A 6,178-nucleotide genomic window follows, 5' to 3' on the forward strand; every position below is an offset into this window, starting at 1 on the left:
GTCGCGAGGCGCGCCAGCGCATCGTCGGCCAGGTGGCGGAGAACGCCGCAGCCTTCTTCGCCGGTGCGCCGCGGCGGCTGGTCGGCTAAGCTGCGCAGCTTTTTCAGGAGCCCCCGATGGACCCGCGAAGCGAAGTTCTCCTGCGTCAGGCCGAGCTGTTCGGCGGCGAGCTGCTGCTGGCCGGTCTGCCGGCCGACGATCTGCTCGGCGCCCTGCCCCAGGCGCGCGGCTGGAGCTGGCACGCCGGCGACCAGGCACTGCTGCAGGCACGCTTTGCCGGGCGCAGCCAGTTCGACACCCTGATGCCGGAGGGCGACTACCGCGCCGCCGTGCTGTTTCTGCCCAAGTCGCGCGAACTCGCCGATTACCTGCTGCAGGCCCTGGCCGCGCGCCTGAGCGGCCGCCCGCTGTACCTGGTCGGCGAGAAGCGCGGCGGCATCGAGCGTGCGGCCAAGCAGCTGGCGGCCTATGGCACGCCGCGCAAGCTGGACAACGCGCGCCATTGCCAGCTGTGGTACGTGCAGGTCGAGCAGGCGCCCGCGCAGCCCGAGCTCGAAGCCCTGGCCCAGGTCTACAGCCTGCCGCTGGCCGACGGGCCGCTGCAGGTGGTGAGCCTGCCCGGGGTGTTCGCCCACGGCCGCCTGGATCGCGGCAGCGCGCTACTGCTGGAGCACCTCGACGACCTGCCGCACGGCCATCTGCTGGACTTCGGCTGCGGCGCGGGCGTGCTCGGCGCCGCGCTCAAGCGCCGCTACCCGGCCAGCCAGCTGAGCCTGCTGGACGTGGACGCCTTCGCCCTGGCCAGCAGCCGCCTGACCCTGGCCCGCAACGGCCTGGATGCCGAGCTGATCGCCGGCACGGGCATCGAGTCGGCGCCACAAGGGCTGGCCGCCATCGTCAGCAACCCTCCCTTTCACCAGGGCGTGCACACCCATTACCAGGCCAGCGAGAACCTGCTGACCCAGGCCGCCGCCCACCTGAACATCGGCGGCGAACTGCGCCTGGTGGCCAACAGCTTCCTCAAGTACCCGCCGCTGATCGAGCGCCACCTCGGCCCCTGCCGCACCCTGGCCGAGGCCGACGGCTTTCGCATCTACGCCGCCCGGCGGCGTTGAGCGGGGTTGCTCTGGGCGAAACGCTTGGGCACAATGCGCCGGTCCTAGGGGAGTAGTCTCCCGCGAGCGCCCAGCTCGCCCGGCACGCGTCAACACACTTGCTCCGCAGAGCATGGCGCGCGCGACCCAAGGCCTCCCAGAGGGGCCTGCGGTTTGACAAGACCTATGACACGCACACCTTACCCGGGGCGGGAAGGTCGTACGTGTCATAGCCGTGTCGACCCGCCCCTTTAGGAAAACCCCATGCTGGAATCCCTGTTCGTCCCCACCCTGATCGTCGCCCTCGCCGAAATCGGCGACAAGACGCAACTGCTCGCCTTGCTCCTGGCCGCGCGCTTTCGCCGGCCCTGGCCGATCATCTGGGGCATAGTGGTCGCCACCCTGGCCAACCACTTCGCCGCCGGCGCCGTCGGCAACTGGGTCGCCGGCCTGTTCTCGCCCGCCACCCTGAGCTGGATACTCGCCGCCAGTTTCGTCGCCGTGGCCGCCTGGACGCTGATCCCCGACAAGCTGGACGAGGACGAGGAATCCGGGTTGAAGAAGTACGGTCCCTTCCTCACCACCCTGATCGCCTTCTTCATCGCCGAGATGGGCGACAAGACCCAGGTCGCCACGGTGATGCTGGCGGCGCAGTACCCGCACTTCGTGCTGGTGGTGCTCGGCACCACCCTGGGCATGCTGATCGCCAACGTGCCGGTGGTGCTGGCCGGCAACTTCGCCGCCGAGCGCCTGCCGCTGACCCTGATCCGTCGCCTGGCCGCCTGCGCCTTCGCCGCCCTGGCGCTGTACGCCGGCTACCAGGCGCTGCAGTTGAGCGGCCTGGCATGACGCATCGCTGACGCCATCTAGCTGGCACATCGGCCAATTCCAGCCCCCTCCTGCCTGCTGCTAAAGTGCGCGACACGTCACGCAACTTGAGTCGGCAGTCCGGAGGGCGTCATGTCATTGGATGATCGGAAGAAGGTGGTGTGCCAGCACATCGACCTGACCTGGAACAAGGGCCGTCTGGCGCTGGCCGAGCAACTGCACAGCCGCGACTTTCTCTACAAGAGTTCGTTTATCGGCCGCCCGCTGAGCAGCGCCGGCTTCGCCCAGATGGTGCAGGACATCCGCCACGCCATGCCGGACCTGCAGGTGGTGGTCGAGGAATGCATCGCCGAAGGCTACAAGGTGGTCACCTGGAGCACCCTGATCGGCACCATCGAGAAACCCGCGCTGGGCTACCCGCCCAGCGACAAGGTGCTGAGCATCTCGGCCATGGCCTTCTGGACCCTGACCCCGGGCAACGAGATCCAGGAAATCTGCACCATGTTCGACATGGAAAGCTTCCGCGCCCAGCTCAATCTGGAAACCCGCCCCTTCGCCGAAAAAGCCCTGCCCTGAAACGCCAACGGCGCGCCCTGAGCCCTCAGGACGCGCCGCCGGTCCATCCCGAGGCCGGACTCAGCGCCCGGCCTTGGCCTGCTCGTACAGCGGCATCACCTTGGGAATCGCCGCCTGCAGCGAGGCGATACGACTGCTGGAGGACGGGTGGGTGCTCATGAACTCCGGCGGCGCCCCGCCGCCGGCGGCCGCCATCTTCTGCCATAGGCTGACCGCCGCATTGGGGTCGTAGCCGGCGCGCGCGGCCAGTTCCAGGCCGATCAGGTCGGCCTCGTTCTCGTTGCCGCGGCTGTTGGGCAGGGTCAGGCTGTACTGCACCACGGTGTCGGCCAGGGCCAGGCCGCCCTCACCGAGACCGAGCAGGGCGCCGGCACCCTGCTTGGCCATCTCGATGCCATAGGCCTTGGACATCGCCTCGCGACTGTGCTCGCGCAGGGCGTGAGCCATCTCGTGGCCCATGATCGCGGCGATCTCGTCGTCGCTCAGCTTGAGCTTCTCGATGATGCCGCTGTAGAAGATGATCTTGCCGCCGGGGCCGCAGTTGGCGTTGAGCTCCGGGCTCTTGATCAGGTTGACCTCCCACTGCCAGTTGGCCGCATCCGGGCGGAAACGCGGCGCCTGCGGGATCAGCCGGTTGGCGATGGCCTGCAGGCGCTTGGCATTGGCGCTGCTCTTGTCCAGCACGCCCTGGCTCGACGCCTCGCTCAGGGTCTGCTGGTAGGACTGCGCATACATCTGGTTGACCTGGTCGGCCGACAGCATGCTGAACATGTACTGCTTGCGCTCCACGCCCACCGCACCGCCGCTGGTGGTGTTGACGGCCTGACAGCCGGCCAGCAGCAGCGCCGCCGCCAGGCCACCCAGGGTAAGAACCTTGTTCATCGAACGATCTCCTTTATCGACCGACCTATGCTAGGCCGCCGCCTCGGCGCGAGCAACCACGCCACTTGCACGATGGCCGCGGGCCATCTTTGCTAAGCGATGAAACCGCCAAAACGCCGTCCGAGAGCTTATCCACGACAGCCCGCTAAGGTTTTCCGCCGACGCTGCCGATAGCCGCTTTAGAGCTTGTTCAAAGGCTCGCGAGCTAGAGCAATGCAAGGCGCAACGACCAACGGGAGTAACAGCCAAAGGCTGGCCCGAAGGGTGAGCGCCAGCGAATCAAACAGGCGAGAAAGCGGAGTGTACTTTTGTACATGAGCATTACTCGCTGCGCTCGTCCTGCGGGCCGTCCTGCGGACGTTCAGTGACAAGTCACTGTCCGAGCCTGTTTTTAACGCAGCAGTGCCGACGCGCAGCAGCCTTTGAACAGGCTCTTACAGGCCACCTCGCGCCCCGGAGCCAATATGAAGTTCAAGTCGATCCAGTTTTCCGTCGCCTTCCTCGCCGGCGCCAGCGTGCTGGCCGTGGTCGTGGCCCTGGTGCTCTATGCCCTGTTCGCCAGCGCTCGCACCCAGGCGCTGGTGGAGCAACGTACCCAGGCGCTGCTCGAACAGGTCATCGAACAGCGCCTGGCGGCACTGGCGCGCGCCCACGTCAGCGAAATCCAGCGCGAGCTGGAGGTGCCGCTGCAGATCACCGCCGACCTGGCCCGGGTCAACGCCCTGCTCGGCATGAGCGATGCCAACGGCGCCCCGCTGCTGGCCGTCAGCCGCGAGGAACTGGCCAACCTGGTACGCGAGACCACGGCGCAGAACCCCAAGCTGCTGGGCAGCTACATCGGCTGGGAGGCGAACGCCTTCGACGCCAGCGACGACCTCTATGCTGGCAGCCGCGAGAACGGCTACGACGGCAGCGGCCGCTTCCTGCCCTGGTGGTATCGCAACGCCGACGGCAGCCTGGGTCTCGACGCCATCGGCTCGATGGAAAGCGAGAAACTGCTGCCCACCGGGGTGCGCGAGGGCGAGTACTACCTGTGTCCCAAGGAGCGCAAGCGCCCCTGCGTGATCGACCCGGCGCCCTACGACGTCGGCGGCAAGATGACCATGCTCGCGTCTTTCACCTCGCCGATCCTGGTGGACGGCGAATTCCGCGGCATCGCCGGCGCCGACCTGGCGGTCAACTTCATCCAGGACCTGCTGACCCAGGCCGACGCCCAGCTCTACGACGGCGCCGGCGAGATGGCGCTGATCGCCGGCAACGGCCGCCTGGTGGCCTCGACCAAGGCCCCGGACAAGCTCGGCGAACCGGCCACAGCGCTGCTCGACGCCAACGAACTGAGCAACCTGAGCGGCCTGCAGCCGGGCCAGCCGAAGTACGACATCCACGTCGAGGACGATCCCGCCGACAGCCATATCGAGCTGTTTCTCAGCTTCACCATCGGCCAGGCCGATACCCGCTGGGTGCTGATGCTGGTGCTGCCGCTGGACACCGTGATGGCCGACCTGCGCCAGCTGCAGGGCGAACTGGCCGCGCAGCGCGAAGCCGATACCCTGGGCATGAGCCTGGTCGGCCTGCTGATCGCCGCCCTCGGCCTGCTGGTGATCTGGTTCGTCGGCTACGGTATCGCCCGCCCGCTCAAGCAGATGGTCGGCATGCTCGACGACATCGCCAAGGGCGACGGCGACCTGACCGTGCGCCTGCGGGTCGAGCGCAGCGACGAACTGGGGCAGATCGCCCAGGGTTTCAACGCCTTCCTGACCAAGCTGCAGGCGATGATCGGCGACGTGGTGACCTCGGTGCAGCAAGTCAGCGACTCGTCCGAGCACACCGCCGACATCGCCATCCGCACCAACCAGGGCGTGCAGAAGCAGCTGGCCGAGATCGAGCTGGTGGCCACCGCCGTACACCAGATGACCGCCACCGCCCAGGACGTGGCGCGCAACGCCACCCACGCCGCCGAGGCCGCCAACCACGCCGACCGCGCCGCCAACCAGGGCAAGCAGGTGGTGCAGAGCACCTCGAGCGCCATCGCCGCGCTGGCCAGCGAAATCGGCCGCGCCGTCGGCGTGGTGCAGAGCCTGGCCAAGGACAGCGAGAACATCAACGCGATCCTGGTGGCGATCCGCGGCATCGCCGAGCAGACCAACCTGCTGGCGCTCAACGCCGCCATCGAGGCGGCGCGGGCCGGCGAACAGGGCCGCGGTTTCGCCGTGGTCGCCGACGAGGTGCGCAACCTGGCGCAGAAGACCCAGCAGGCCACCGAAGAGATCCAGAGCATGATCCAGCAGCTGCAGCACGGCACCCGCGAGGTGGTCAAGGTGATGGAGCAGAGCCAGGTCAAGACCGACGACAGCGTGGCGCACGCCAACCAGGCGGCCGACTCGCTGGAGGCCATCACCCAGGCGGTCTCGGTGATCAACGACATGAACACCCAGATCGCCAGCGCGGCCGAGCAGCAGAGCGCGGTGGCCGAGGACATCAACCGCAACGTCACCAATATCGGCCAGGTGGCCAACGAGGTGGCCGGTGGCGCCGACGAGGCCAGTCAGGCCAGCGCCGGGCTGACCAAGCTGGCCGAGCAGCAGCGCCGGCTGATCAACCAGTTCAGGGTGTAACAGCCACTCCGCACCGGCAGGCTGCGCCATGTGCACCCTGTCCCCAGGCGCACGACCTGGGCGGCCCTGCGACACCCTAGGGCCAGAACGCGCGGATTCCGGCGACGCCCTGGGCGCCGATCTGCCGGGCGCGCTCGATTTCGCCGGGGCCGACGCCGCCGAGCAGGTAGGCCGGCCGGTTGC

At 68.0% G+C, this 6,178-nt stretch carries 5 protein-coding genes; 4 read left to right on the plus strand and 1 reads right to left on the minus strand.

Features of this window, described 5'->3' with window-relative positions; all coding sequences use genetic code 11:
* Window positions 1–116: 116 nt before the first annotated feature.
* The 3 genes from N878_RS10790 (at window position 117) to N878_RS10800 (ending at window position 2,498) form a co-directional block, all read left to right on the plus strand.
* Window positions 117–1,115, plus strand: coding sequence for a class I SAM-dependent methyltransferase (locus N878_RS10790; protein WP_021443666.1), 999 nt, complete (start codon window positions 117–119; stop codon window positions 1,113–1,115).
* A 246-nt stretch (window positions 1,116–1,361) separates the two neighbouring features.
* Window positions 1,362–1,943, plus strand: a complete 582-nt coding sequence (locus tag N878_RS10795) for a TMEM165/GDT1 family protein (protein ID WP_031303026.1) — start codon at window positions 1,362–1,364, stop codon at window positions 1,941–1,943.
* Between the two features lie 111 nt (window positions 1,944–2,054).
* The gene (locus tag N878_RS10800; protein WP_021443668.1) at window positions 2,055–2,498 is read left to right on the plus strand and encodes a ketosteroid isomerase-related protein; all 444 of its coding nucleotides are present in this window, start codon (window positions 2,055–2,057) and stop codon (window positions 2,496–2,498) included.
* Between the two features lie 60 nt (window positions 2,499–2,558).
* On the opposite strand, the gene N878_RS10805 is transcribed toward N878_RS10800, so the two are convergent.
* On the minus strand, window positions 2,559–3,380 hold the full coding sequence (locus N878_RS10805) for a M48 family metallopeptidase (RefSeq protein ID WP_021443669.1): 822 nt from the start codon (window positions 3,378–3,380) through the stop codon (window positions 2,559–2,561).
* 464 nt (window positions 3,381–3,844) lie between these two features.
* On the opposite strand from N878_RS10805, the gene N878_RS10810 reads away from it, so the two are divergent.
* Window positions 3,845–5,995 carry a methyl-accepting chemotaxis protein gene (locus N878_RS10810; protein WP_021443670.1) on the plus strand — a complete coding sequence of 717 codons (2,151 nt, stop codon included), beginning with the start codon at window positions 3,845–3,847 and terminating at the stop codon, window positions 5,993–5,995.
* Window positions 5,996–6,178: the final 183 nt, after the last annotated feature.

The organism is Pseudomonas sp. EGD-AK9 (assembly GCF_000465935.2).
Classification (GTDB): Bacteria; Pseudomonadota; Gammaproteobacteria; order Pseudomonadales; family Pseudomonadaceae; genus Aquipseudomonas.

Bases quoted from the DNA above. Each gene is read 5' to 3' on its own strand.
- N878_RS10790 (WP_021443666.1), top strand. From the start codon at position 117: ATGGACCCGCGAAGCGAAGTTCTCCTGCGTCAGGCCGAGCTGTTCGGC.
- N878_RS10800 (WP_021443668.1), top strand. From the start codon at position 2,055: ATGTCATTGGATGATCGGAAGAAGGTGGTGTGCCAGCACATCGACCTG.
- N878_RS10805 (WP_021443669.1), bottom strand. From the start codon at position 3,380: ATGAACAAGGTTCTTACCCTGGGTGGCCTGGCGGCGGCGCTGCTGCTG.
- N878_RS10810 (WP_021443670.1), top strand. From the start codon at position 3,845: ATGAAGTTCAAGTCGATCCAGTTTTCCGTCGCCTTCCTCGCCGGCGCC.